This window comes from Microcoleus sp. PH2017_28_MFU_U_A (assembly GCF_020738035.1).
GTDB lineage: Bacteria > Cyanobacteriota > Cyanobacteriia > Cyanobacteriales > Microcoleaceae > Microcoleus.
Window position 1 is genome coordinate 1 of the sequence record NZ_JAEQCX010000125.1, and the last position, 24243, is coordinate 24243.

The 24243-nt window shown below is 46.9% G+C and carries 19 protein-coding genes; 7 read left to right on the forward strand and 12 right to left on the reverse strand.

What is annotated here, in order from left to right; genetic code table 11:
- Nucleotides 1-504: 504 nt before the first annotated feature.
- Entirely contained in the window at nt 505-786 is a 282-nt protein-coding gene (clpS, locus tag JGK14_RS28095) for an ATP-dependent Clp protease adapter ClpS (RefSeq protein ID WP_193976163.1), read from the forward strand.
- Nucleotides 787-1039: 253 nt separating this feature from the next.
- Here clpS and JGK14_RS28100 read toward each other — a convergent pair whose 3' ends face one another.
- Together JGK14_RS28100 and JGK14_RS28105 are read right to left on the reverse strand one after the other, a co-directional pair.
- Nucleotides 1040-1375 (reverse strand): RNA recognition motif domain-containing protein, encoded by a 336-nt coding sequence (locus JGK14_RS28100; RefSeq protein WP_293185195.1) that lies wholly within the window; start codon nt 1373-1375, stop codon nt 1040-1042.
- 285 nt (nt 1376-1660) lie between these two features.
- Nucleotides 1661-2938 carry a hypothetical protein gene (locus JGK14_RS28105; protein ID WP_293313825.1) on the reverse strand — a complete coding sequence of 426 codons (1278 nt, stop codon included), beginning with the start codon at nt 2936-2938 and terminating at the stop codon, nt 1661-1663.
- A gap of 926 nt (nt 2939-3864) precedes the next feature.
- On the opposite strand from JGK14_RS28105, the gene JGK14_RS28110 reads away from it, so the two are divergent.
- Together JGK14_RS28110 and JGK14_RS28115 are read left to right on the forward strand one after the other, a co-directional pair.
- Nucleotides 3865-5247 (forward strand): UDP-N-acetylmuramoyl-tripeptide--D-alanyl-D-alanine ligase, encoded by a 1383-nt coding sequence (locus tag JGK14_RS28110; protein ID WP_293196745.1) that lies wholly within the window; start codon nt 3865-3867, stop codon nt 5245-5247.
- 158 nt (nt 5248-5405) lie between these two features.
- Nucleotides 5406-6044, forward strand: a complete 639-nt coding sequence (locus JGK14_RS28115; protein ID WP_293193061.1) for a Uma2 family endonuclease — start codon at nt 5406-5408, stop codon at nt 6042-6044.
- Nucleotides 6045-6138: 94 nt separating this feature from the next.
- Here the strand turns inward: JGK14_RS28115 and JGK14_RS28120 are convergent, their stop codons facing one another.
- The 8 genes from JGK14_RS28120 to rpsB form a co-directional block, all read right to left on the reverse strand.
- Nucleotides 6139-6573 carry a hypothetical protein gene (locus JGK14_RS28120; protein ID WP_293196744.1) on the reverse strand — a complete coding sequence of 145 codons (435 nt, stop codon included), beginning with the start codon at nt 6571-6573 and terminating at the stop codon, nt 6139-6141.
- A 278-nt stretch (nt 6574-6851) separates the two neighbouring features.
- Nucleotides 6852-7496 carry a Uma2 family endonuclease gene (locus JGK14_RS28125; RefSeq protein ID WP_293193065.1) on the reverse strand — a complete coding sequence of 215 codons (645 nt, stop codon included), beginning with the start codon at nt 7494-7496 and terminating at the stop codon, nt 6852-6854.
- Nucleotides 7497-7581: 85 nt separating this feature from the next.
- Nucleotides 7582-8217, reverse strand: coding sequence for a Uma2 family endonuclease (locus tag JGK14_RS28130; protein ID WP_293193067.1), 636 nt, complete (start codon nt 8215-8217; stop codon nt 7582-7584).
- A 379-nt stretch (nt 8218-8596) separates the two neighbouring features.
- On the reverse strand, nt 8597-10681 hold the full coding sequence (gene fusA, locus JGK14_RS28135; RefSeq protein ID WP_293185202.1) for an elongation factor G: 2085 nt from the start codon (nt 10679-10681) through the stop codon (nt 8597-8599).
- 844 nt (nt 10682-11525) lie between these two features.
- On the reverse strand, nt 11526-14012 hold the full coding sequence (gene recG / locus JGK14_RS28140; RefSeq protein WP_293229305.1) for an ATP-dependent DNA helicase RecG: 2487 nt from the start codon (nt 14010-14012) through the stop codon (nt 11526-11528).
- A 167-nt stretch (nt 14013-14179) separates the two neighbouring features.
- Nucleotides 14180-15121 carry a hypothetical protein gene (locus tag JGK14_RS28145; protein ID WP_293185204.1) on the reverse strand — a complete coding sequence of 314 codons (942 nt, stop codon included), beginning with the start codon at nt 15119-15121 and terminating at the stop codon, nt 14180-14182.
- 707 nt (nt 15122-15828) lie between these two features.
- Nucleotides 15829-16491, reverse strand: coding sequence for a translation elongation factor Ts (gene tsf, locus JGK14_RS28150; RefSeq protein WP_293313831.1), 663 nt, complete (start codon nt 16489-16491; stop codon nt 15829-15831).
- Between the two features lie 420 nt (nt 16492-16911).
- The gene (gene rpsB / locus JGK14_RS28155) at nt 16912-17739 is read right to left on the reverse strand and encodes a 30S ribosomal protein S2 (protein ID WP_293185206.1); all 828 of its coding nucleotides are present in this window, start codon (nt 17737-17739) and stop codon (nt 16912-16914) included.
- A gap of 727 nt (nt 17740-18466) precedes the next feature.
- On the opposite strand from rpsB, the gene JGK14_RS28160 reads away from it, so the two are divergent.
- Nucleotides 18467-20674, forward strand: coding sequence for a cation:proton antiporter (locus tag JGK14_RS28160; RefSeq protein ID WP_293217270.1), 2208 nt, complete (start codon nt 18467-18469; stop codon nt 20672-20674).
- Nucleotides 20675-20772: 98 nt separating this feature from the next.
- Here JGK14_RS28160 and JGK14_RS28165 read toward each other — a convergent pair whose 3' ends face one another.
- Nucleotides 20773-20904 (reverse strand): hypothetical protein, encoded by a 132-nt coding sequence (locus JGK14_RS28165; protein WP_325315742.1) that lies wholly within the window; start codon nt 20902-20904, stop codon nt 20773-20775.
- Between JGK14_RS28165 and JGK14_RS28170 the strand changes: the two genes are divergently transcribed.
- Nucleotides 20896-21405, forward strand: coding sequence for a hypothetical protein (locus tag JGK14_RS28170; protein WP_293185209.1), 510 nt, complete (start codon nt 20896-20898; stop codon nt 21403-21405). The genes JGK14_RS28165 and JGK14_RS28170 overlap by 9 nt on opposite strands.
- 130 nt (nt 21406-21535) lie before the next feature.
- On the opposite strand, the gene fraC is transcribed toward JGK14_RS28170, so the two are convergent.
- Nucleotides 21536-22057 carry a filament integrity protein FraC gene (gene fraC / locus JGK14_RS28175; protein ID WP_293185210.1) on the reverse strand — a complete coding sequence of 174 codons (522 nt, stop codon included), beginning with the start codon at nt 22055-22057 and terminating at the stop codon, nt 21536-21538.
- Between the two features lie 239 nt (nt 22058-22296).
- Between fraC and JGK14_RS28180 the strand changes: the two genes are divergently transcribed.
- Both JGK14_RS28180 and JGK14_RS28185 read left to right on the forward strand, forming a co-directional pair.
- Entirely contained in the window at nt 22297-22923 is a 627-nt protein-coding gene (locus JGK14_RS28180; RefSeq protein ID WP_293185212.1) for a DUF3038 domain-containing protein, read from the forward strand.
- A 2-nt stretch (nt 22924-22925) separates the two neighbouring features.
- The gene (locus JGK14_RS28185) at nt 22926-24098 is read left to right on the forward strand and encodes a DUF4335 domain-containing protein (protein ID WP_325315743.1); all 1173 of its coding nucleotides are present in this window, start codon (nt 22926-22928) and stop codon (nt 24096-24098) included.
- Nucleotides 24099-24243 lie beyond the last annotated feature (145 nt).

Here is a 24243-nt window from a genome sequence, read left to right on the forward strand (position 1 = left end):
TTTGAATTCATAAGTCAGATTGAACACTTGCATCACCTCCTTGTTTGATTTTACCCAATTTCTACAAAATGGCAACAGGATTTCTAGAATAAAGTAGTCATAGAAGGACGAGGCTCTAACCCCCTAATTTTGGTAGTTTTTTATTTTTAACCGATCTTGCGTCTCTATTATTATGACCCTAGACAGGGGGCGGCTGCGGGCTTAGGACACTTCTTCTGGGTTTGGTATGGTTGACAGCTCGCGATCGGCTAGGCGGCTGCCTTGTCTGAATTTGGAAATTTCAATAAAATAACTGAAAGTGAGATACTCTTTCACAGCGGAGGAATCCAGCTCAAGATTATCGATCGAAATTAATGCGATACCAGCTTCGTCCTAGTTCGAGATCTACTGTTTTAGGTGTAAGCCTATCTCAGCAACTTGGGTTGATGAACGAAGAATCCCCTCGCATCAACGGCAGGGAGTGTCAAAAATTTTAACATCCTACAAGTCAGGAGGTATAGATTAGTGTCTGTCGAAATTATTCAAAAGCCTTCTACAGTCCGCAAGCTTGCGCCGCGCTACCGCGTGCTGCTGCACAATGATGATTTCAATCCCATGGAATACGTGGTGCAGACTTTGATGGCGACGGTACCCAGTCTGACTCAGCCACAGGCTGTAAATGTGATGATGGAAGCCCACACCAACGGGCTGGGACTGGTGATTGTTTGCGCTCTCGAACACGCTGAGTTTTATGCTGAAACGCTCAACAATCACGGATTGAGCAGCAGCATCGAACCTGATGATTAGAAAACTAGAGGCACCTGAAAGTCTTAACCCACCGAGTTTTTAACTCATATTGAATAGCCTCATACCAAAAAGCCAAGGGACTAACCTTGGCTTTTTGGTATATTTAATGCGGTCGATCGCCAGACTGGAAGAGTAAAGGTTGGGAGCAACCGGGCCGGAAATTATTCGGACGGTGGTTCAAAGCTAGGTGGCCTCGATCCCAAATTTCAGCTCTCCAATCTCAAATCTCGATCGTCGGAAATTAATTAGGAAATTAATAACGTCCGCCGCCGCCGCCGCCACCGCCGCGACCAAATTTGCCTGGGCCGCCGCCGCCCCGGTTGCCGCCGCCCCGGCCGCCTTCATCTTCGCGGGGCTTAGCTTTGTTAACTTTGAGATCGCGACCCATCCACTCTGCTCCGTCGAGAGCAGCAATCGCTGCATCTTCTTCGGCATCTGTTGACATTTCTACAAAACCAAAGCCGCGGGGGCGACTGGTTTCTCTGTCGGTAGGTAGATGTACTCGCTTAACGGTTCCGTATTCGGCGAAGACGGTGGTGATGTCTTCTTGGGTAACTTGGTAGGATAAGTTACCGACGTATATCGACATGAGGAATAACTCCAAAAATTAGACAGTGCAAAGATTTCAGTTTCGGAGAGTCCCCTGCCGATACAGAAGGGCAAGTTTTTAAACAATTCTGTAGCAATGAACAAAGCCTGCAACCGAATCTGATACACTTGGAATTTTAACACAGAATGGCGTCTTTTGAGTAGCTTTGGCCACTTAATTAAGTCGTTACAATTCAATCTCAAACTTTGAGGGTATTCAGAAACCGGATTTTGAGCTGTGATGTTTTGTCAAACTCGAACGCGAGAAAGTTCTGGGACAGACCGGCTACCGCAGGAAAGATACGTCTAGATTCCCAAAATTGGTACTCAAAGCGAGATTCAGGTTTTCCAAGGCTTTGACTAACCACACCAGGCCTTCTCGGGTACAAAATTCGTAGTGACCGAACAAAATTGCCAACCGCTTTTCTAGGTAGGGCTTGACTTTGCCACAAATTAGCACGATTTTCAGCAGCAAACCTGTGGTTTGGGTGGGCCCGAGGTTTGAGATCAGGTCGATGAAGACAAAGTGGTTCGGCCGCGCAGGACTCTCTACTACTAAAAAGTTCAATAACTGGCTGCAAGTTCTGATCGTTAAAAATTCGTTGAACTTCTGAGCATCGTTGTGGGGAAAGGTATTTTGTAGTTGTTTATACAGTTTTTCGTTAAATTGACGTTTGCCGTAGCCATCGTCGGTGACGGAAGAAATTAGGTATTCGTATAAGTCGTCTTTAAAGGATCTGTAGGACACACTTGTGCTGGTGTTCGCCATGAAGCGGCCGGCTAGCTGTCGGTAGGTATCGGCTCCTTCGACTTTTCCGACAAATTGCTTGAGGGCAAAGAACAGCTCTGGGTCGCTCAACAGCGTCGGGTTTTTTATAGTCTGTATACTTCTGCCGAAGGAGATTGAGGTATGCCGGCGGGCTGCTTGGGCTTTTCTCACTTGGTGAGCAACGTATTGTGAGAGGTCGATTTCAAATTGCTGCTGCTTTTGAGCTTGGATTTTTTGAATAATTTTTTGCTGTTCGTAGGTGCTGTCGTCGCTGAGGAGGCAGTGTTTGTAGAGGTAAGGGTATCGGGGAATTAAGGTTCCGAGGGCTAGGCTGGCGGGAGTTTTGCCGTTGCTGTCTTCATTACTGTGGGTGATGACTTTGGCTAAGCGTTTGAGTGTGAGGTATTGTTCGCTTTGGGTAAATTGATTGACTAATTGGGGGATGGAGTGAGTAGGGCGCGATCGACTATATCGAGATAATATTTTGGGGGCTTCTTCAAACAGAGCGATCAATTCCGGGATAGCTGCTTGCTTTCCGGGGTATGTTTGCCAGCGGTTGATCAGGATGTGGCAGCAACGGTTGAGGATGTATTTGAATTCTTGTTCGGCGTAGGGTGAGGCTGCTATTTTTTCGAGTGCTTCAGCGATGGTGCGATCGCGATATCCGTTACCGTAGATAAACAAAGTGCGAAAACGGTCGATTAGTTCGATCGGCTGCTCTACTTGTACCAACTCCAGCCAGTGGTTGTAAAGTAGCTGTTCTTCTTCCTGGCTCTGTCTGTTATAGTCGTTCACTGTGGATTAACCCTCCAAAAGGATTGGGCAGGAGCTTTAAGCGCCATTGGCAGATATGAATTGGCAGATGAAGCACCACAATTGAGTCAACCGATTTTAGATTTTAGATTTTAGATTTTAGATTTACTCCACAGATTCATCTGGAAGCTTCAACTGTAGTCTAAAATTTTAATCTCTCCCCGACTTAGGTCGAGGGCTTGTATCCGTTGTTGGGTAGGGTCAACCGAGCTTCTCGCCTCCCGAGGCTTAGGGGTGGAAGTGGCGATCGCCTTAAGCAGATCTTTTTTACTTAGTTCAATACTTCGGACAGTTTTTTAACGGCCGTGTAAGCCGAGAGCGAGTAAGCCCTGCCATTTTTTACGCATTTTCTGAAACTTAGGGCTGAACTTAAACAGGAGGCTCGACCAGATCTAAAACTGTCCGAAGTATTGTTAGTTAAACTATTTGTCAACACCAGCATGACATGAATTGTTTGCAATTAGCAAGGCCTAAAATCACCACAAACTTTGTAAATTATTGGTAAAGATTGTGGGTGTGTTCTAAATAATTTATGGCTGGGCAGAGGATTTATTATTACCCGAAAGAATTGGTTGAAAGCCCCAAGCCTGCTCGGGAGAAATTAAAATCAGACTATTCATTACTCCAATCCTCGGACTTAAGGGTAGATGTCGCTCTCAAACTGTCAACTGTCAACTGTCAACTGTCAACTGTTGAAGAGTGTCAAGGTCAATCCTAGTCGGCATCCCCCTGTTATACCATTTGCGATTGGCGATTTGCGATTGGCGATGGGAATGACTGAGGACTCCCAGGGTTTAGATTCCGGGCAAAGCTTGCATTCTTTTTTGAACTGGTGTCAGTTAAATGTGAGGTGGGGCGAGGTAGGATTAGCTGTGAAAATAATGATTTGAAATGTGAGTGCTGGTAATATGGTCTGTCGCGTAAGTATCGCCCAACTTGCTGAAATTTTAACTGTACCTTTGCTTGCTGTGTCTGAGGACGTTCTGACAGTTGTAGGGACAGGTATTGCTACAGATACGCGCACCATTGAGGGGGGCGAAGTATTTTTAGCGCTGCGGGGAGAAAATTTTGACGGGCATCAGTTTGTGGCAAAAGCCCGGGATTTGGGAGCGATTGCTGCGGTAGTCGATCGCACTTACCAAGCAGAAGTTCCCAATTTTCCGCTGTTGCGCGTTGACGATACTTTAAAAGCTTACCAGGCGATCGCCCGTTGGTGGCGCGACCAATTCAGTATACCGATAATTGGTGTTACTGGTTCAGTAGGTAAAACTACTGCCAAAGAATTAATTGCGGCGGTTTTGTCAACCAGCGGAAATGTTCTGAAAACTCAATATAACTACAACAATGAAATTGGAGTCCCGAAAACTCTGTTAGAGCTTTCGCCGACCCACAATTATGCTGTAATTGAAATGGGAATGCGCGGGCTAGGAGAAATTGCGCTGCTGTCGCAAATTGCGCGTCCTACTGTGGCGGTAATTACTAATGTAGGAACGGCGCATATCGGGCGATTGGGTTCGGAAGATGCGATCGCCCAAGCTAAGTGCGAACTGTTAGCGGAAATGCCTGCTGAAAGTATTGCTATTCTCAATCACGATTCTGACAGATTAATGGCAACTGCGGCGCAAGTTTGGCAGGGAAAAACTTTAAGTTACGGATTAGAAGGCGGCGATTTGTGCGGGGAATTGCTGAATAATGATACAATGCTTGTAGAAGGTGTGGAATTGCCGCTGCCCTTGGCTGGAAGGCACAATGCTGTAAATTATTTGGCGGCTTTGGCGGTAGCAAAAGTTTTAGGGATTAATTGGGAAGTTTTACAGCAAGGTTTGTCTGTACAGTTACCGGATGGACGGGCGCGCCGCTACGATTTGCCGCAGGATGTTGTGATTCTGGATGAGACTTACAATGCTGGTTTGGAGTCGATGTTGGCGGCGCTGAGATTGTTAGCGGATACTCCGGGAAAGCGCCGGATTGCGGTGTTGGGTACGATGAAGGAATTGGGCGAAAGGGCGATCGAATTTCACCGACAAGTGGGAAAGGCGGCGCGGGATTTAAACCTCGATGCTTTGTTTGTGTTTGCGGATTTTGAGGAAGCGGCGGCGATGGCGGCGGGTGCGGCGGGCGTGCCTTTTGTGGAGATAGGAGATATTACGGCGCCCGATGGGCGGGAAGATTTAGCAAAGCGGTTGTTGGGATTTGTTGAAAAGGGCGATCGTATTTTATTTAAAGCTTCTCATTCAGTGGAATTGAATCGAGTTGTCCAGAAGTTCCGTGCCGATTTTGCAGGCCAATAACTAGCAATTTGGTTCGTAGTGAGGACTTCAGTCCTCTCTCGTCGGATGCGGACTGAAGTCCTCACTACAAACCTATGTTTGAGATGATATGATTTAGTTTAAAAGTGCGATCGCTACGCCCCGGCTTGCGCCTACGAACTCTTCACCAAAGTAACCCCATGATTGCTAAAACTCTCAGTCCGCCCGAACAAATAGTTGAGCTATCGAATATCAGTTGGCAAACTTATGAAACTTTGCTTGCCGAAATCGGCGATAGGCCAATTAGACTGAGATACAATCGCGGCAATTTGAAAATTATGGTGCCTTCTCCTGAACACGAAATTTACAAAAGAGTAATAGGTCGATTTGTTGAAACATTAGCTGAAGAATTAGATGTGAGAATTGAACCTCTGGGTTCTACGACATTCAAACGTCCTGAACTCATTGGTGTAGAACCGGATGATTGTTTTTACATCCAGAATGCTAGTGCAATTAAAGGCAAAAAACGACTCGATATGAGTCAATATCCGCCCCCGGATTTAGTGGTGGAAATTGATGTTACCAGCAGATCCGACAATACCTTGCAGATTTATGCCGATCTGGGAGTGCCGGAAGTTTGGATTTACAACGGTTCGCGGCTCAGAATTAACAGATTGGACGATCGAGGGTATGTCGAGTGCGAGATCAGTTTAGCATTTCCGAGTGTTGCTATTTTAGAGATTGTCAGTTTTTTGGCACAGGCGGAAACAATGGATTATTTGGAATTAGTTAAAGCATTTCGGAATTGGGTAAAAAGCCAAATTAATCAAAATCAATAGTCCTGTTTATTTTAATCCTGGATGCAGATCGGAAACCGCTTTTTTTGACGACAAAACTTGATTGTGACCCGCAGATTGTGTAAAATTTTATCCCTCAATATCCCGATCGCTCTAACGGCTCGATTTCAATATCTGGAGCAATCTCAATGGCTGCAAGTCTGGCATTCTCAACTATCGTATTTCCCATTATTGTATTGTGTACTGCCTCAAACTTAGATTCGGCTTCCGAAATTTCTTCGTAGTGTACAATCACATGATAATATTTATTAATTGGTTCTCCTGAATCTGAAAGTTCCACGGCAAGGGAATCTATATTCTGAGACTCTTCTGCTTTTTCGCGATATTCGTCAGCTAAATGTTCTAGGGCGATCGCGATCGCGTGTTCTTTTGTTTGTCCGTAAAAATTCATGGTATCATTGGGGTGATCGCTCAGAGATGATGATATCTGACAAAGATACTGCCCGTTTGATTGAGCGCAAACGTCGATCGTAATTGTACCAGTAGTGCGATCGGGATTTATTTCGGCCATTTCAACCTCGCTATCTCATGAAATAAACTTGCTAAATTGTATCCGGGTCAATATTTAATTTTCGCAGTTTTGCGGCCAGGCGATCGGCACGTTGCATCTCTATCAAAATTGAGATGGAGGAGAAGAATAGCGATACGGTTTAAGATATGGAAGGGCGAAATTAAGGTAAATTCGAGGAACTCCGCCCGAGTCATCGTTCCGCGTCAGTCAGCGTTCATCTGCGGTTGCTAAAAAGAGCCTCAAACGCAACCATCCCGATCGTGAATCGCCCTTTTCTTTTATTCCCCGGACTGAATTTGACTCCTCACCCACTCCCGGAATAACCGCAGCAAAGCATTTTCCTTGGTAGTCCTCCTCAATTCCAAAAAGCGCAGCATCTCAACTTGCGACAAAAAAGGAAAAGTCGGAGAAACATCTCTTTCTACATATTCCTGTGCTTCCAGTTGATAAATTATTAAACGATTTCCGTCGTAGCGCCAAACTTCCGGCACCCCTAAACTTGCGTATAAAGAAAGGCGATCGATCGAACTGCTAGTCACGTCAATTTCCACTACTAAATCTGGTGGCGGATCTTGATTGAGATCGATTTGTTCTTTGTCCCAAACCACATTCTCATTTTGGATATAGTAGCACTGATCCGGCTCCAAACCGCGAGCCAAATCCTCGCGCCGACAAGTTAGAGAACCCAAACTCCGAATTTCGATGTTTAATTCTTCACTCACACTTTCCACAAAACGGCCTAAAATTTTCTTACTACCTTCATGGGGTGCTAAAGGAGTCATAATTTCTAATGTTCCTCGATCGTAAGTCAGGCGAATTCCTCCGTGTTCCCCTAACTCATTCAGCAGGGATTCGTAAGTTTTCCAGCTAATGTTGTTTAGCAGAATTCCGCTAGTTTGATTCTGGATCAGGGTGGCTGTCATGGCTACCTGCCTGGGTTGTAGATTATTGATTGTATCTTAGCAAACACGATCTTGATTGAGGGGCGATCGCCCTCCTTCAGTCTCTTTACTGAATTTGACTCCTCACCCACTCCCGGAATAACCGCAGCAAAGCCTTTTCTTTTGTAGTCTGTTTCAGTTCCAAAAACCGCAGCATTTCAAACTTCGACAGAAAAGCAAAAGTGGGAGAAACCTCGCACTCTGCGTATTCATTGCCTTCTAAGTGATAGATGATTAAACGATTGCCATCGTAGCGCCAAACTTCAGGTACACCCAAACTTGCGTAAAGTTTGAGACGATCGATCGAACTGCTGGTAATGTCAATTTCAATAGCTAAATCCGGTGGTGGATCTTCATTGAGATCGATTTGTTCTTTATTCCAGACAACATCTTCATTCTGAATATAGTAACATTTATCAGGTTCTAACCCCCGTTCCAAATCTTTGCGCTTGCAGGTTAGTGAACCCAGGCTGCAAATGTCAACATTTAATTCATCAGTTAGAACTTCAACAAAATTTCCTAAGAGTTCACCTGACTTTTCATGTGGTGCTGATGGAGTCATAATTTCTAAATTTCCGCGATCGTAAATCAGGCGAATTCCTCCGTGTTCCCCTAACTCATTCAGCAGGGATTCGTAAGTTTTCCAGCTAATATTTTTTAGCAGAATTCCGCTACTTTGATTCTGGATTAGGGTGGCTGTCATGGCTACCTGCCTCGGTTTTAAATTATTAATTGTATGTTAGCAAATATGATACTTGACTTATTTCATAAATCTGCGATCGCCCTTACGATACCGCCGATTAATATCAAATCCGCTCTCCATCGGCATGATTCATATCTCTATTCTCGGACTCTGTGTCCTCTGCGCCCTCTGTGGTTTAATCATTCCAGTCCAAGTGGAAACGATATAACGCAAATCAACGCAGATTTTTTTAAGAGTCCTGGACGCACCAATATCAAAGAAACCGGGTTTTTCACCTAATCTCGTCGCTACAGCGAAGGATTTTCGGAAAAAACCCGGTTTCTGGCTACCTGTTCGTGGACTACGATCGCACTATTCGATCGCACTTACACTCAACACACTACTTAGCAGCTTGACGCTCTTTCGCATCCTTGATCACTTCCTCAGCGATATTGCTCGGACAAGGAGAATAGTGCGAGAAAGACATCGAAAACTGACCGCGCCCAGATGTCATGGTACGCAAATCGCCAATGTAGCCAAACATTTCGCTCAACGGCACATCAGCCTTGATCCGCGCTCCTGTTTGTCCGGTTTCCTGAGCTTTCATCATGCCCCGGCGGCGGTTGAGGTCGCCGATGACATCGCCCATGTGATCGTCTGGGGTGAAGACATCGACATTCATGATCGGTTCCAGCAACTGAGGCCCAGCCTTGGGTACAGATTGGCGGTAGGCGGCTTTAGCAGCAATTTCAAAGGCCATTGCTGAAGAGTCAACCGGGTGGAAACCTCCATCAACCAGGGTGAATTTCAAGTCTAAGCAGGGGAATCCAGCCAAGACGCCCACATCGATGCAGCTTTGGAAGCCTTTTTGCACCGCTGGCCAATACTCTCTCGGTACGCTACCACCAGTTACTTTTGACTCGAACACGAAGCCGCTACCGACTTCACCGGGCTCGACGATATAGCCGATTTTAGCAAATTGACCTGAACCACCAGATTGTTTCTTGTGGACATAGTTGTCTTCGAGGCGTTTGGTGATGGACTCGCGGTAGGCTACCTGCGGTTCGCCAACTTCTACCTCGACGCCGTGGGTGCGTCGCAGAATGTCCACTTTGATGTCGAGGTGCAGTTCGCCCATGCCCTTGAGGATGGTTTCGCCACTTTCTTCGTCTGTGACCATGTGGAAAGATGGGTCTTCTTGTACCATCTTGGTGAGCGCGGCTCCCATCTTTTCTTCGCCTCCTTTGAGTTTCGGTTTGACCGAAATGGAGATGACTGGTTCTGGGAACACCATTGGCTCTAGGGTTGCGGGATTTTTGGGGTCGCAGATGGTGTGTCCGGTGCGGACGTTTTTCATACCTACGATCGCAATAATATCGCCTGCTTGAGCCGAATCAATTTCTTCGCGGGAGTTGGCGTGCATTTCTACCAAGCGGCTGATGCGCTCGGTTTTGCCTGTGGCGGTGTTGAGTACGGTGTCGCCTTTGGATATCTTACCGGAGTACAAACGGGTGAAGGTTAAAGCGCCGAAGCGATCGTCCATAATCTTAAATGCCAGGGCGCGCAAAGGGCCTTCTGGATCCACGATCGCGAAATTGCCTGTTTCCTCGCCTTCGAGATCCACCTCAGGCTGAGGCGTAACTTCCATCGGGTTCGGGAGGTAGTCAACGACTGCATCGAGTACCAACTGGACGCCCTTATTCTTAAACGACGAGCCGCAGTAGGTGGGGAAAAATGCCATGTCGCGGGTGCCTTTGCGGATGCACCGCTTGAGGTCTTCGATACTCGGCTCGTTGCCTTCGAGGTACTGTTCCATCAGGTTATCATCCTGCTCGACAGCCAGTTCGATCAACTGTTCGCGGTATTTCTCGACATCATCGACCATATCGGCCGGAACATCCTGAATTGTGTAGCCCATCGGATCGCCCGAATCATCCCAGATCCATGCTTTGCGGGTGAGCAAATCGACCATGCCGCAAAATTTGTCTTCAATGCCGATCGGCAAAACCATTACCATTGGTTTAGCTGCGAGGACTTTATCGACTTGCTTGACAACTCGGTAAAAATCTGCGCCCGTGCGATCGAGCTTATTGATATAGACGATACGAGCAACTTTAGAATCGTTAGCGTAGCGCCAGTTAGTTTCCGATTGCGGTTCAACTCCACCGGAACCGCAGAACACACCGATACCGCCATCGAGAACCTTGAGCGAACGGTAAACCTCGATCGTAAAATCGACGTGTCCGGGAGTATCGATGATGTTGAGCTGATGCTCGTTCCAGAAGCAGGTAGTAGCAGCGGATTGAATCGTAATCCCGCGCTCTTGCTCCTGTTCCATGAAGTCAGTCGTCGCCGCGCCTTCGTGTACTTCACCTATTTTGTGGATTTTGCCTGTCAGTTTCAGGATTCTTTCAGTTGTGGTGGTTTTGCCAGCATCTACGTGGGCGAAGATGCCAATATTTCGATAACGAGTGAGATCTTTCATAAATTACTGTTGAGATTAAATGCGACGAACCGTCGGCGACCACCTGCAAGCTTGACAAGCGAGGAATTAATTCTGCCTTACCAGCCTGTACTGGCTGGATTTCCTTTTCCCTGTTTTTCTCAGGACTATCTTAATTTTGACACTTCTGGGTCATTCCTGGGAAGGATTCTTGGATCAATAAGTGGCCCAAGCCTGACAACTCATAAAAATACCCTATAGCTAGGGCAAAATCCTCTCACAAAGTAGGTTGGGCTGAGGCACTCACGCCCAACAAATTCGCCTGCGCCACCCTTCGCCAAACCTGATATTTTGCATCATTCTCAGCAAAAGCTTATACAGTGGGTTTCTTGACAAAAAATAGAGGATTTTACTTGAGTCTGTCACAAGAAACCTGATTTTTGACATTCATGCCTGATGTTAGTAAATCTACTATAACATAAAATAGCGGAATTTGTGTCATCATAAACCGATATTTTATACTTTTGTCCATAAGGTTTGTAGTGAGGACTTTAGTCCGCATCAAAGAGAGAACGAAAGTAGTTTTGTAGTGAGGACTTTAGTCCGCATCAAAGAGAGAACGAAAGTAGGTTTGTAGTGAGGACTTTAGTCCGCATCAAAGAGAGAACTAAGGAATGAGAATTAAATAACTTCCACAATTTTGTGGGATGGGCGTCCCGCCCGTTCAAAAAGGACAGGCGGGACGCCCATCTCACAATAACAATTAAAATTGTAAGTTATTTAATTCGCGATCCTAAAGTAGGTTTGTAATGAGGACTTTAGCCTGCATCAAAAAAAGGACTAAAGTCCTCACTACAAACCAATTTTACTACAGTCGTATTTGAGCCTAAGTCAAAATCGAGCCACTCATCATCCGTTGATATCGCCGTTCCAACTCATCCCGCACGACCGGCCATTCATCCAAAGTTTCATCATTCTCAATTACCATTTGCGCGGCCTCCCTCGCCAACTCCAAAACCTCCTGATCCTCCACCAAACTCGCCAAAGCAAAATCCGGTAAACCAGACTGTCGAGTTCCCAAAACCTGACCTGGGCCGCGCAATCTCATATCCATTTCTGCAATAAAAAATCCATCTTGAGATTGTTCTAAAACCTTCATTCTCTGCATAGCTTCCGCAGCCTTGGAACCGGGCATTAACAAACAATAAGAACGATTGCTGCCCCGACCGACTCGACCCCGCAACTGGTGCAATTGCGACAGTCCAAAACGCTCCGAATTTTCAATCAACATTACCGTTGCATTCGGCACATCTACTCCCACTTCCACCACAGTAGTAGATACTAAAATATCAGTTTCTTTGTCTCTAAACTTAGTAATCGCCTGATCTTTGTCAGCGCTACTCATCCTACCGTGGAGCAAACCTACCTTAAACTCAGGAAATATACTTTTTTCGAGTTTCTCTTTTTCCTCAATTGCCGATCGCACATCCAGCTTTTCCGACTCCTCCACCAGAGGCAGAACCACATAAACCTGACGGCCGCTCGCCACCTCCCGACGAATCAAATCGTAAGCCTGGAGGCGTTCTTTCGCAGACAGAACAGTCGTTTGAATCGCCTGCCGACCGGGGGGAAGTTCATCAATTTGACTCACGTCTAAATCGCCGTGCAGAGTCAGCGCCAGCGTCCGAGGAATGGGAGTTGCGGTCATCGTCAAAACGTGAGGAGATTCGCCTTTTTGCTGCAATTTAGCACGCTGCTGCACGCCGAATCTGTGCTGTTCGTCAATTACAGCCAAACCCAATTTATGGAAATTCACCGTATCTTGAATCAGCGCGTGAGTTCCTACTAAAACAGGTAATTCTCCGGTTTCTAACTGGCTGTGAATTTCCCGGCGCTTGGCTACTTTTGTCGAACCAGTTAACAGTTCGACAGACAAGTGCATCAAATTAAACCAGCCTACCAATTTCCGATAATGCTGTTCTGCTAAAACTTCTGTCGGCGCCATTAAAGCGGCTTGATAGCCGGATTGAATTGCTGCTAGCATTGCGACTACAGCGACGACTGTTTTGCCAGCGCCGACATCGCCTTGCACTAATCGGTTCATCGGCTGGGGCGAAGCTAAATCGTTGAGGATGTCGTTAATGACTCTTTCCTGGGCATTTGTCAGCGCAAAAGGCAAGATTTGATAGAACTGTTCGATCAATTTCCCGCTAGGAAGGATGACTGCGCTAGCTTGAGCTTTTCTTTGGGTTTGGCGGCGCTTTAAAAGGCCTAATTGCAGGTAGAAAAATTCGTCAAAAACTAAGCGGCGGCGGGCGGCGGACAAGCAATCGCGATCGAGCGGAAAGTGAATATTTGCCACCGCATCGGCTAAACCCATTAAGCCGTAACGCTCGCGCAAATCCTCCGGTAGCGATTCTGGCAACAGTTTCGCGGCCGGAATTGCTGCTAAGATCGATCGCCTCACCGAACCCGCATCCACCCCTTCCGTCAGCGGATAAACAGGAATCAGGCGGCCGACTTTCATAGATTCGATCGCACCGCCGGAGTCATCTAAGACTTCCAACTCAGGATTTTCTAGGGTAATGCCATACTTACCCTGCTTTACCAACCCCGAAGCAGCAAGTATCGCACCAGTACAATACTCGCGCTTTTTGAATTCTTGCCAGCCGCGATTGCTGTAGCGAGGCCCGGCAAAAAAGCGACTGATTTTAATTTCTCCGGTACTGTCTTTTAAAATTACTTCTAATATCGTTAATTTCTTATTCTTCGGGCTAGAAAAGCAATTGCAGCGCTTGACTTCGGCGATTAAAGTGACAGTTTCCCCCGCTACTAACTCGCGAATTCGTACTTGCTTTGCATAGTCGATGTGGTTGCGGGGATAGTAGTAAAGCAAGTCGTATACGGTATCTAAACCGAGTTTTAGCAAGCGGTTGCCGTTGGCGGGGCCGATGCCTGTCACGCGGGTTAACGGTTGATCTAAAGTCAAGCTAGGCGGTGGAGGTGCTGTGTTAAGCGGTGCGGTTCGGGGAACGGAAACGGCTGGAGTGCTTGAATCGGCAGCGTTTTCTTGTCTGACTTGTGTCGTTTGTTCTTCCCAAACTTGCTCCATTTGTCTGAGGAAACTGACTGTAATGGCGATCGAATGTTGGCGCCCTTCGAGATCTTTCTGAGGGTAGATGTCAAATTCCACCGCAAGTTGTCTGGCGCGATCGCGCGAAGAACCAGTGACAGCGCCTGCCAACTGTCTCAAACTCAGGCCGAGAAACTCGCTGAAGCGGTATTGACTGCCTTGGATGTCGTTAAATCCGCGATCGGCTTCTACGGAAAGAGCTTTTTGCAATCGCTGCCATTCTGGTTGGTTATTAGTCATCAGTCATTAGTTATTAGTCATTAGTCATTAGTCATTAGCGCGAGCGTCCCCGATCGCGAACGTTATTAGTCATTAGTCATTAGTCATTAGTCATTAGTTATTAATCATAGCTCAATAATTCCAGACAATTGTCAACTGTCAACTGTCAACTGTCCACTGTCCACTGACTAATCTTCAAACCAACTCAACCGCCAAGCCGACTCAGCCTCCACCACCGCCATTTCCCGCTGCTTTTTCTGGTAATCGCGACCGAGGGAGTTCAACTTTGCAGAGAGGTTGCGAATTTGTTGGCGCCAAGCCGATGTTCCCGGATCGGCAAACTCTATTTCCGACAACCGCAGTTTAATTGCTGTAATGTGCAAAGCATTAATACCGGGTCTTTTTCCCAAGTTTGGCGGTGCTGGTGAACTATCTGTTTCAATGATTAAGCTTAATAGGTTAGGTGGGCCCGCCACGCTGTCGGCGGACAATTCAGCAGCAGAAGCAGCTTCTAGAACCTGTTCTGGCAATTGACTGGGCAAGATTTCCGACTGTTGGAGCAAGCGGTTGGTGTCGCGAGACAGCAGCTTGAGAATCTGGGCGATCGACTTTTCAATACTATTTTGCCAGCGCGCCAAACTTTGCGGGGAATTGGCAATTGGTAATTGATTGTTTGTTGCTGGAAATTGATAGTTAATAGCGGAAAATTCGTTGTTTGCCTCTATTTCTTCCTCGACGAATTCGTTTTCCTCGATTTCTTCCTCGCCAAACTCGTCTTCATCTATTTCTTCATCTATTTCTTCATCTATTTCTTCCTCTTCCTCTTCCTCTTCCTCTTCCTCTACTTCTGATTCAGTCGTGAGCGATCGCAATTTTTCTTGAGACGCCGCAGCCAAACGCCTTACAGACTGCTGCATTTTTTGCCGCCCGTCGAAGGACAACTTGAGAAACGACTCCGGCACCGCTTGAGTGCAAAGGTGATAGCAAGCCAAAATCAACTGCTGTCGCACCGCTTGTCCCAAGGCAGTTAAATAACCATCGTAGGTACTGCGAAACTCTAGATTCAAGGCTGCTAAAGCCTCTTCGAGTCCTGCCAAATCTTGCTCTATGCGCTCTCTGGATCCCACCATATATCCCCTATAAAATTCAAATAGGACGATCGGCAAAACAACCCGATTTTTGCCACAAATTGTCTGATTGTCGAGTTAATTCTGGTTAGAAATCGGGCATAGGTTTCAAGAATCGCCTCCAACATTTTTATGTTTTTTATCTCTCGGTTTCTAGCTGAGTCTCGATTCCCCTCGCATCTCCCGGATAGTCGTAAAATATCGCTAAAATATCGGCTCTTGGGTACGTAGTTGCGCTTCAGCGCTCCGGCGCTAATTTACGGTACAAACGACTCAATGTGAAAACTCGATTCCCCTCACATCCCCCGGATAGTCATAAAATATCGACTCTTGGGTACGTAGTTGCGCTTCAGCGCTCCGGCGCTAATTTACGGTACAAACGACTCAATGTGAAAAAATGAAACAACTGAGTTAATCTTCTGAATTTTCAAGTTACCCATTTTCAAACCCCGATGAGCAACGCCCTCTTTCGGAATATTATAAAGAGCGCTAAAGCGCAACTACGTACCAAGAGCGCTAAAGCGCAACTACGTACCAAGAGCGCTAAAGCGCAACTACGTACCAAGAGCGCTGAAGCGCAACTACGTACCAAGAGCGCTGAAGCGCAACTACGTACCTATTTCTGTAGTCGTGTAAAAACTAAAAATTAAAAATGCAAAAAAATTAGGTTTTCACATTTTTAATTTTTAGTTTTTAATCTAAATTTTCGATTATTGAGCAGCACCCATTTGGGCGGCCACTTCATCGGCAAAGTTAGCTTCTACTTTCTCAATGCCTTCGCCCAACACAAAACGGACGAAACGGCGGACTTGGACATTTTCGCCAATTTGGGCGATCGTTTGTTTCACCAACTCTTCCACCGAGATATTTTGATCTCTAATAAAAGGCTGATCCATCAAACATAACTCTTTCATCCGCTTGTCAATCCGCCCTTGAACAATCTTTTCTTTGATATTGTCCGGCTTGTTACCCAAGTCATCTTTGCCCATTTCAATTGCCTTTTCTCGTTCGACAATTTCAGCGGGGATATCTTCAACTTTCACGTATTCCACATTCGGGCAAGCTGCAATTTGCATTGCAATATTGCGTACTAAACTTTGGAATTCTTCGCGCCGTGCCACAAAATCTGTTTCGCAGTTAACTTCCACCAGCACTCCCACGCGGCCGCCCGTGTGAATGTAGCTGCCTACAAGTCCTTCTGAGGCAACCCGTCCTGCTTTTTTGTCAGCCCCAGCCAGACCTTTTTTCCGCAGCCACTCAATTGATGTTTCCATATTGCCATCGTTTGCGGTGAGGGCTTTTTTGCAGTCCATCATCCCCGCGCCGGTTTTGTCGCGCAGTTCTTTAACAAGTTTTGCAGATATGTCCGCCATCTTCTTTAAGTTCCCAATCAAAATTAGTTATTAGTCGTTAGTGCGAGCGTCCCCGCTCGCGAACCTTATCATTAGTCATTAGTCGTTAGTCATTAGTCGTTAGTGCTGTCCCCGCTCGCGAACCTTATCATTAGTCAGGAGTGCGAGCGTCCCGCTCGTGAACCTTAATGTTAATGATTAGACAAGAGTTAAGAAATAGCAAGTCAGCCTTCTGGCGGATTTGGTAGGTGTAGAACCCTAATTAATTTTGGTGTTCACACTGCGGAATGCTTTTGTCAGAAATCTACTAATGACCGAGACTAATGCCATTTACAATTAAAAATTAAAAATTAAAAATGTCCAACTAAAAATTATGATTTTTAATTTTTAATTTTCAATCTTTAATTTTTAATTGCTTGGTGTCAGATGCCGATAGCAATACTAGCTTTCGGTTTCTTCGCTGTCAGTGTCGCCGTCCTCGGGATCTACATAATTAGGGTCATCCAATTCTTCGATTTCGCCATCATATTCGGCGCCTTCGTAACCACCTTCGTAGTCGTAGTCTTCGTCAGAGTCGCCGCCTTGTTGACCGTGACGACCTTCGTAGATGGCATCAGCCAACTTGCCGACAATCAGTTTGATCGATCGAATAGCATCGTCGTTTGCTGGAATCGCAATGTCAACCAAATCCGGGTCGCAGTTGGTATCCAACAGAGAGACGATGGGAATTCCCAGCTTTTGGCATTCCAACACAGCATTATACTCGCGGCGTTGGTCTACTAGGACAACTCCGTCGGGAATCTTACGCATAGTTTTGATTCCGCCCAGATACTTCTGGAGTTTTGCCATTTCTCGGCGCAGCACGGAAGCTTCTTTTTTCGGCAACAAATCTAGGGCGCCGATTTCCTCGCGGCGCTCCAAATCCTTGAGGCGCTCGACGCGGGACTTAATCGTTGTCCAGTTGGTGAGCATTCCCCCCAGCCAGCGCTGGTTGACGTAGTAAGCACCGCAGCGTTGAGCTTCTTGGGCTACAATCCCGGCAGCTTGGCGCTTTGTACCGACGAACAAAAACTTTTTACCTTTTTCGGAGGCCACTCTCATGTACTCGTAGGCGTCTTCCATAAGCTGAGCGGTTTGCACGAGGTCGATGATGTGAACCCCGTTGCGCTCTGTGAAAATGTAGGGAGCCATTTTCGGGTTCCACCGACGGGTTTGGTGTCCGAAGTGAACCCCTGACTCTAACATTTGAGCCAAACTAACTACTGGCATTGTATTTTTAACTCCTGTATTCGGGTTAATCCTCCACCCGGTCGTATTTCTGAGGGTTTGCGCCCTCGAAACACCCGAAAACCCGGATGTGCGAATTTAAACAACTTTTCTAGTCTATCACCAGAAGCACCACTTTTTCTGACTATCTTAGATCCGTAGGGTAGGGTTTTCCGTAGGGTTGCGTGGACGGTGTGCACCGACTTGAGCGATGCCATTTTTCCAAAATCATGCAACTGTAGGGAAGATCCCAACCCATGACCAGTAAATCATCTCCCAATCTAAAATCCAAAATCTAAAATCTAAAATGGTATGAGATGTAGTCGGCGGGTTGGGTGCGGGGGGCGCACGATACGGTTAGAGTTACTAGCAACCGCTTCTGAAAAAACCAAAAATCCAGGTTCGAGGTTGCAGAAGCTTTCGTGAGCTTGTGAGAGAATGGCGTTGAAGCTGCGTGTCTTGTGCCTTCTTTCGTTCGATCGAGCTTTTATCGATTTTATTCGATCGGCAATTCTGTCGGCTTTACCAGAAAAAATTGGTTTAAAACCGCAACTCTTCTAGGGAGAAATTAAAATCAGACTATTCATGAGTCCAATCCTCTTCCTTCCAAGAGGTCGCCCTCATCCCTTCTCTAAGCGAGCGGGTAAGCTGTCTGTCAACTGTCAACTGTCAACTGTCAACTGACTACCGTGCCCTCTCGATCCGCAAAAAACCTAAAGCTAAAAACGCTATGCCCATCCCCATTCTCGTCCTGCTTGAAGTTCTAATTGTCATCGCACTTTCTCGACTTGTCGGCTTAGCATTTCGAGCGATCAAACAACCTCAAGTTATTGGAGAAATTGTAGCAGGAATTATGCTCGGGCCTTCTCTCCTCGGTTTGGTTGCACCAGATTTAGGAGCAGCACTTTTTCCAGCGGAGGCCGTTCCTTTCCTCAACGTGTTATCTGAGGTAGGGCTAATATTTTTCATGTTCTTGATTGGTTTAGAACTCAATCCTAAGTATCTAAAAAATAATTTAGATGTAGCAATTTTAACATCACACGTCAGCATTTTAGTGCCATTTTCTCTGGGAAGCTTCCTAGCACTGCTGTTGTACCCGATAGTTTCAAATAATAGCGTTTCGTTTACAGCCTTTGCCATGTTTTTGGGCGCTGCGATGTCAATTACTGCTTTTCCGGTGCTGGCAAGAATTATTACAGAGCACAACTTGCAGAATACCAAATTGGGGACGCTGGCCCTGACTTGCGCTGCGGTAGACGATGTGACGGCGTGGTGTTTGTTGGCGGTGGCGATCGCAGTTACGCGCACTAACTCGATGGTTGGGGCTTTACCGACAATTTTTGAATCTATAGTTTACATCGGTTTCATGCTGACTGTAGTCCGCTGGTTCTTGCAACGGCTTTCCAAGCACTACAACCGCACCGGCAAGTTATCTCAATTAGTGCTATCCGGCATTTATATGGGAGTTGTAGCATCGGCTTTAATTACTGAATGGATCGGCATTCACTTAATCTTCGGTGCATTTTTGCTGGGTGCTGCCATGCCAAAAAATGCCGGACTTACCAGAGAATTAGCTGAGAAAACAGAAGATTTTGTCCTGATATTTCTGCTGCCAATATTTTTCGCTTACAGCGGTTTGCGGACTCAAATCGGCCTGCTCAATAGTCCCGAATTGTGGCTGCTGTGCGCGGCAGTTTTGGGAGTAGCAATTATTGGAAAATACTTCGGGACTTACGTTGCTGCCCGAGTCTGCGGCATCAGCAACCGCGAAGCTTCAGCGCTGGGGTGGATGATGAATACTCGCGGTTTGACTGAACTGATTGTGCTGAATATCGGTCTTTCTCTGGGGGTGGTTTCGCCGCTGCTATTTACGATGTTAGTCATTATGGCTTTAGTGACAACTTTTATGACTTCGCCACTGTTGGAGTGGACTTATCCGAAAAAGCTGATTCGGTTAGATATCTCAGAAGTAAGTTCGGATGATGATTCAGAATTAAAAGATTCGCCAATGGGTGGAGAAAGCGAAGAAATTAATAGAGAATTGCTGCCCAAGTATCGAATTTTAGTCCCGGTTGCTAATCCCAGCACGCAGAAAGGTTTGCTGCAATTGGCGATCGCCCTGGCGCAGCCTGCTGCGGATACAGGGGGTAGCGATTTGCAGTCGGCGGCGGTTCATCCTCTGAGTTTGATCGAATTAAATGAAAATTATGGTTTTGAAAGTACGCCCGTAGAAGCCGATCGCATTATTCAGGAACGCCGCTCGAAATTATCAGAATTGATAGAGAGTTTGGAATTGCCGGATGCGAAAAAATTCGTGCACCCAATCATTCGGGTTACTAAAGATGTGGCGCGGGAAACGGCGCAAATTGCGGAACTCGATCGCGCGGATTTGATTTTGGTAGGATGGCACAGGCCGACTTTTAGCAGCAACCGTTTGGGAGGGCGTGTCGGCCAAATTCTCAGCAACGCTACTGTGGATGTAGCAATTTTTGTTGACAGAGGTAGGGAACGGTTGAATAATTTGTTAGTGCCTTATGCGGCAAATATTCACGATGATTTAGGGTTGGAATTGGCGCTGAGACTGTTGGTTAATAGCGAGGAACGTCGTTTGACGGTGCTGCGGGTGGCGGTTGACGGGGCAGAGGGAAATGAGCTGAGTTATGAGTTTCAGCGAGTTATGGATCGGTTGCCGGTAGAAGTGCGATCGCGCATTGAAACTCCGATTGTGGAGGCTGCTGAGCCGATTCAAGCGGTGGTGGCGGCTTCTGCTAATGCTGATTTGACGATCGCGGGTACGAGTCGGGAGTGGGGAATTGAACGCCAAACTCTCGGACGGTATACTGATGAATTGGCGGTGCAGTGTCATTCTTCGCTGCTGATTGCGCGCTGTTACGTGAAAGTGCGATCGCACTTGGCTTCGGTACTTGTTGACAGTTGACAGTTGACAGTTGACAGTTGACAGTTGGCAGTTGACAGTTGGCAGTTGGCAGTTGACAGTTGGCAGTTGGCAGTTGGCAGTTGGCAGTTGGCAGTTGGTTATTTGTGAGGTGCTACCAATTCCCAATTCCCAATTCCCAATCCCCAATTCCCAATTCCCAATTCCCAATTCCCCATTCCCAATTCCCCATTCCCAATTCCCAATTCCCCATTCCCAAGATTATGAATCATTTAAGCCTTAAATCCCTGGCATTTTACGGGATTGCGATCGGCTCGGTTTCGCTGCTGTTTAAAGTGGTAACTGCTTACGGCGAAACAAGTTTAAAAGCGGCTCCGGCAATTGCGGGAAGTTATCGCTTTGATGCTAAAAGTTTGCCGGAATGTCTGAAATCTGATACTTTGACCTTGACAATCGAGCAATCGGGTGTTTATTTGAGCGGTAATTTGCGATCGGGTAACAGCGAGGGCGATCGCGCAAACACAGCCGAGGAGAAACCTTCTTTAGCAGGGAAGTGGGAAAATCAAGGATTGAGCTTGTCGGGTGTCGTACCTAATTTAACGGGTTGCAGCGAGTCCGCTGCGATCGGTCAAAACAGCTATGTTAAACTGCGAGGAGTTGTGGAAAAAGACAGCCTCAACGGAAAAATTAGTCTGACGGATCGGGCGGCGGCTACTAATTTTACGGCTCAAAAAGAAGCGGTGGCGAAACCTCAGCAGAAGCAACCACATTAAAGTTGTTGATTTCAATCGCACCGTCAGAAAACGGGTAGAAGCCCTGGATAGATCGGGCTCCAACCTAAAACTTTCGATCGAAGAAGTTGAAGATCCAGATTTATCTGTGGAGTAAATCTGAAATCTAAAATTAATCGATACTTTGGAAAAATAACACGGTTAGAATCAGGCAATTACTAACAGTGTGAGAGATGAAAATTGCTCCAAATTGGGTGGTGACTTTAAAACTTCTTTTCGGAGGACGGCGGGTGAGGGTGAATGAGCGTTTGAATTCAGTAGGAACAGCAGTTTTTTTCTTCCCGTATAGCGTGTTTTCTAACAGTTCTAATGCTTGCCATTTTGCGAGAAAAGTCACTAGCAGTATCGAGAGGGCGATGCCAGTTATTATGAAGTAAAAATCTCGCTCGCCTCCTAATAATATATAATCGATCAGCCGTTCCCGTAAATCTTTTGAAAGCACGCTTTCAATGCCGAAAAAAACTAGCCAACCCATGCAAGTGCAAGAGAGATTGAGGATGGCTGCATATTCAACGCTGGTTTTCGGGCTGAGTTTCAGTAGTTTTTGCAAGAACCATGATTCGATCGCGATCGCCAAAAACATGGCTAGAATTTGTACCAACACAGTCCGAAACGGGAAAACAGTTGCAATCATTAGTTTTGCTCCTATGTCTGCTTCCCGATCGTACCTGACACACTACAAAACCGCTGTATGCTCCAGCCCCTCTTTGAAGAGCGATCGCTCTTCTGGTGACACTTAAGCCACTAGCCGCCAATGGTGCTAAAGTGAAGTCAGAATATAGAACTGAGCGATAAAAATAAAATATCCCAGAGGAGTCTCGGGTTCAAAAATTACCTGGGCCAAGACCCCGCCTGTCCGTATAGTGTGTTGAAATGGATGTTGCCGTGATCTTAATGCCGTCAGAAACTTCGCTTACCGAGTCAAACCCGTTGATTTTAGACAGTTTGCCAGATTTGTCGCCGAATGAGGGTGGGTGTCCCCGCCGGACTAGATTGCAAATTGATTTGATGTTGCTGGCGATCGAGGCCTTGTATCTCGGAGGTGCGGAAGAAATGCTGGCAGTGTCCAAGGAGCTGGAATTGGAGTCAATTGTCAAAAATCGCGTTGCCTTTTGGCAGATGCGAAATACTAATCCGCTGAGACGCTATGCCCAACGCCGCTCCCTGACAGTTGTGGAGGCAAAGGCGCTGGTGGCGATCGCCTGTAATATGGCGCGCAAGTTAACTGCGACAATTCGGCAGTTGCTGCTAGATTCGCAGCAGTTGCGATCGAGAAATCTTCCCCTCAGTCAGAACTTGCAGCTTGCCGAGTATTTAGAACGTTTTCGAGCTCATTTTCGATCGCGCATGAACCCCAAGCGATCGGTGGTTGTAGCTTACGATTCCGATGACAAGCTCAACGAACTAGCTTTAAACTTGTTGAGCAAACTGCTATTTTGTACAGGCACAGCCGGAATGCAGCGCTTCTGGGTTAGCCTGTTTGATGGAGAAATTGAATAAAAATGACTATTAGGCGTCAGTACAGTCTGCCAAATTGCACCCTGGTTCTAGAAGGGTTGAGCGATGGCTCGGCAGCCAGCCAGCTAGAAATGCGGCCGGTGCTTTCGATATTAATGAGCGCTGAATGCTATGTGACAGGCCTCGGTGAGCCCCTCAATGGGGGACGGGAGTTTTTTGAAAGCTTGGTGAGGACTGTCAGCAGCTACGCTCAAGAATTTATGAGCGGAGTGCATTATCCCGATCGCTATGGCCCGAATTTGGGTATGGTACAGTTGCACAGAATTGACGGGAATTCCCACCGTTTGACCGTTCTACCCGCCGGATCTGACAGCGCCACCCAAATCGATCAAAAAACAGAACTGTCGGCACAGGTAGATTTGACGACGGTACAGCTATTTGATTTGGTAGAGGCGATCGATCAATTTTTTGCCGACACCCAGACGCTGCCAGAATTGTCGCTGCAATTAACCCCAATTTCCAAGCGTTATATCAAGTCTGCCGAACCTTTGGCGAAGCGCAGTTTGCCTGCGGTGGTGGGGGTGTCGAGTTTGGCTTTGGCGGCGATGGCGTTTTTCTTGGTACCAGTGCCGGAAGTCCAGCGCCCGAGAGATCCAGTGCCGCAGCCCAATCGGGCCGGCCAAAATCTCGGCACGCCGAATTCCGGTGGTTCGGGTTCGCCGAATCCCAATCCCACGCCTGCGGCTGACGGTTTGCTTGGGGATAAAACTCCGAAAGTTGTTGAATCGAGTTCACCAACTCCGAGCACTTCGCCGCAGTCGGACACTTCACCCTTGGCCACACCGCAGTCAAACATTTCGCCGGAAAGCACGCCCACTCCTTTTGCTGAAGGTTTGGCAAGCCCTGGGGCGGCAGCCGTGCCGATTACCGATACGGCCGAAATCGATCTGTTGAAGGGGAAACTTTCCCAGCAAATTGATGGAGTTTTGAAGAATCAGCCTGCTGTTGATGCGGAGTTGGTTTATCGGGTGAGTGTGGCTAAAGATGGGGCGATTGTCGGTTACAAGTCGGAAAATTCCGCAGCAGTCGATCGATCCGAAGCGCCGTTGTCCGAGTTGCTTTACAAACCGGTTGGTACTAGGCCGCCTGCGGAACCGCTGGCTGATTTCCGAGTAGTTATTGCACCGGGCGGTACTGCGGCTGTCACTCCTTGGTAAAGGGTTTGTAGTGAGGACTCGGCGGTTGGAAACCGCGTCTACACACACAAAACCCGCCTCCGCGGGTTGAAGAAAAGACGGCGGTTAAAATCGCCGGATTCGTAGAAGACTCGGCGGTTAGAAACCGCGTCTACACAGACAAAAC

Coding starts and splice junctions, on each gene's coding strand:
- JGK14_RS28100 (WP_293185195.1), bottom strand. CDS start 1,375: ATGTCGATATACGTCGGTAACTTATCCTACCAAGTTACCCAAGAAGAC.
- recG (WP_293229305.1), bottom strand. CDS start 14,012: ATGACTAATAACCAACCAGAATGGCAGCGATTGCAAAAAGCTCTTTCC.
- tsf (WP_293313831.1), bottom strand. CDS start 16,491: ATGGCGGACATATCTGCAAAACTTGTTAAAGAACTGCGCGACAAAACC.
- JGK14_RS28185 (WP_325315743.1), top strand. CDS start 22,926: ATGACTATTAGGCGTCAGTACAGTCTGCCAAATTGCACCCTGGTTCTA.
- JGK14_RS28165 (WP_325315742.1), bottom strand. CDS start 20,904: ATGATTCATAATCTTGGGAATGGGGAATTGGGAATTGGGAATGGGGAA.
- JGK14_RS28110 (WP_293196745.1), top strand. CDS start 3,865: ATGGTCTGTCGCGTAAGTATCGCCCAACTTGCTGAAATTTTAACTGTA.
- JGK14_RS28160 (WP_293217270.1), top strand. CDS start 18,467: ATGCCCATCCCCATTCTCGTCCTGCTTGAAGTTCTAATTGTCATCGCA.
- JGK14_RS28115 (WP_293193061.1), top strand. CDS start 5,406: ATGATTGCTAAAACTCTCAGTCCGCCCGAACAAATAGTTGAGCTATCG.
- fraC (WP_293185210.1), bottom strand. CDS start 22,057: ATGATTGCAACTGTTTTCCCGTTTCGGACTGTGTTGGTACAAATTCTA.
- fusA (WP_293185202.1), bottom strand. CDS start 10,681: ATGAAAGATCTCACTCGTTATCGAAATATTGGCATCTTCGCCCACGTA.
- JGK14_RS28130 (WP_293193067.1), bottom strand. CDS start 8,217: ATGACAGCCACCCTAATCCAGAATCAAAGTAGCGGAATTCTGCTAAAA.
- JGK14_RS28120 (WP_293196744.1), bottom strand. CDS start 6,573: ATGGCCGAAATAAATCCCGATCGCACTACTGGTACAATTACGATCGAC.
- rpsB (WP_293185206.1), bottom strand. CDS start 17,739: ATGCCAGTAGTTAGTTTGGCTCAAATGTTAGAGTCAGGGGTTCACTTC.
- JGK14_RS28170 (WP_293185209.1), top strand. CDS start 20,896: ATGAATCATTTAAGCCTTAAATCCCTGGCATTTTACGGGATTGCGATC.
- JGK14_RS28145 (WP_293185204.1), bottom strand. CDS start 15,121: ATGGTGGGATCCAGAGAGCGCATAGAGCAAGATTTGGCAGGACTCGAA.
- JGK14_RS28180 (WP_293185212.1), top strand. CDS start 22,297: ATGGATGTTGCCGTGATCTTAATGCCGTCAGAAACTTCGCTTACCGAG.
- JGK14_RS28125 (WP_293193065.1), bottom strand. CDS start 7,496: ATGACAGCCACCCTGATCCAGAATCAAACTAGCGGAATTCTGCTAAAC.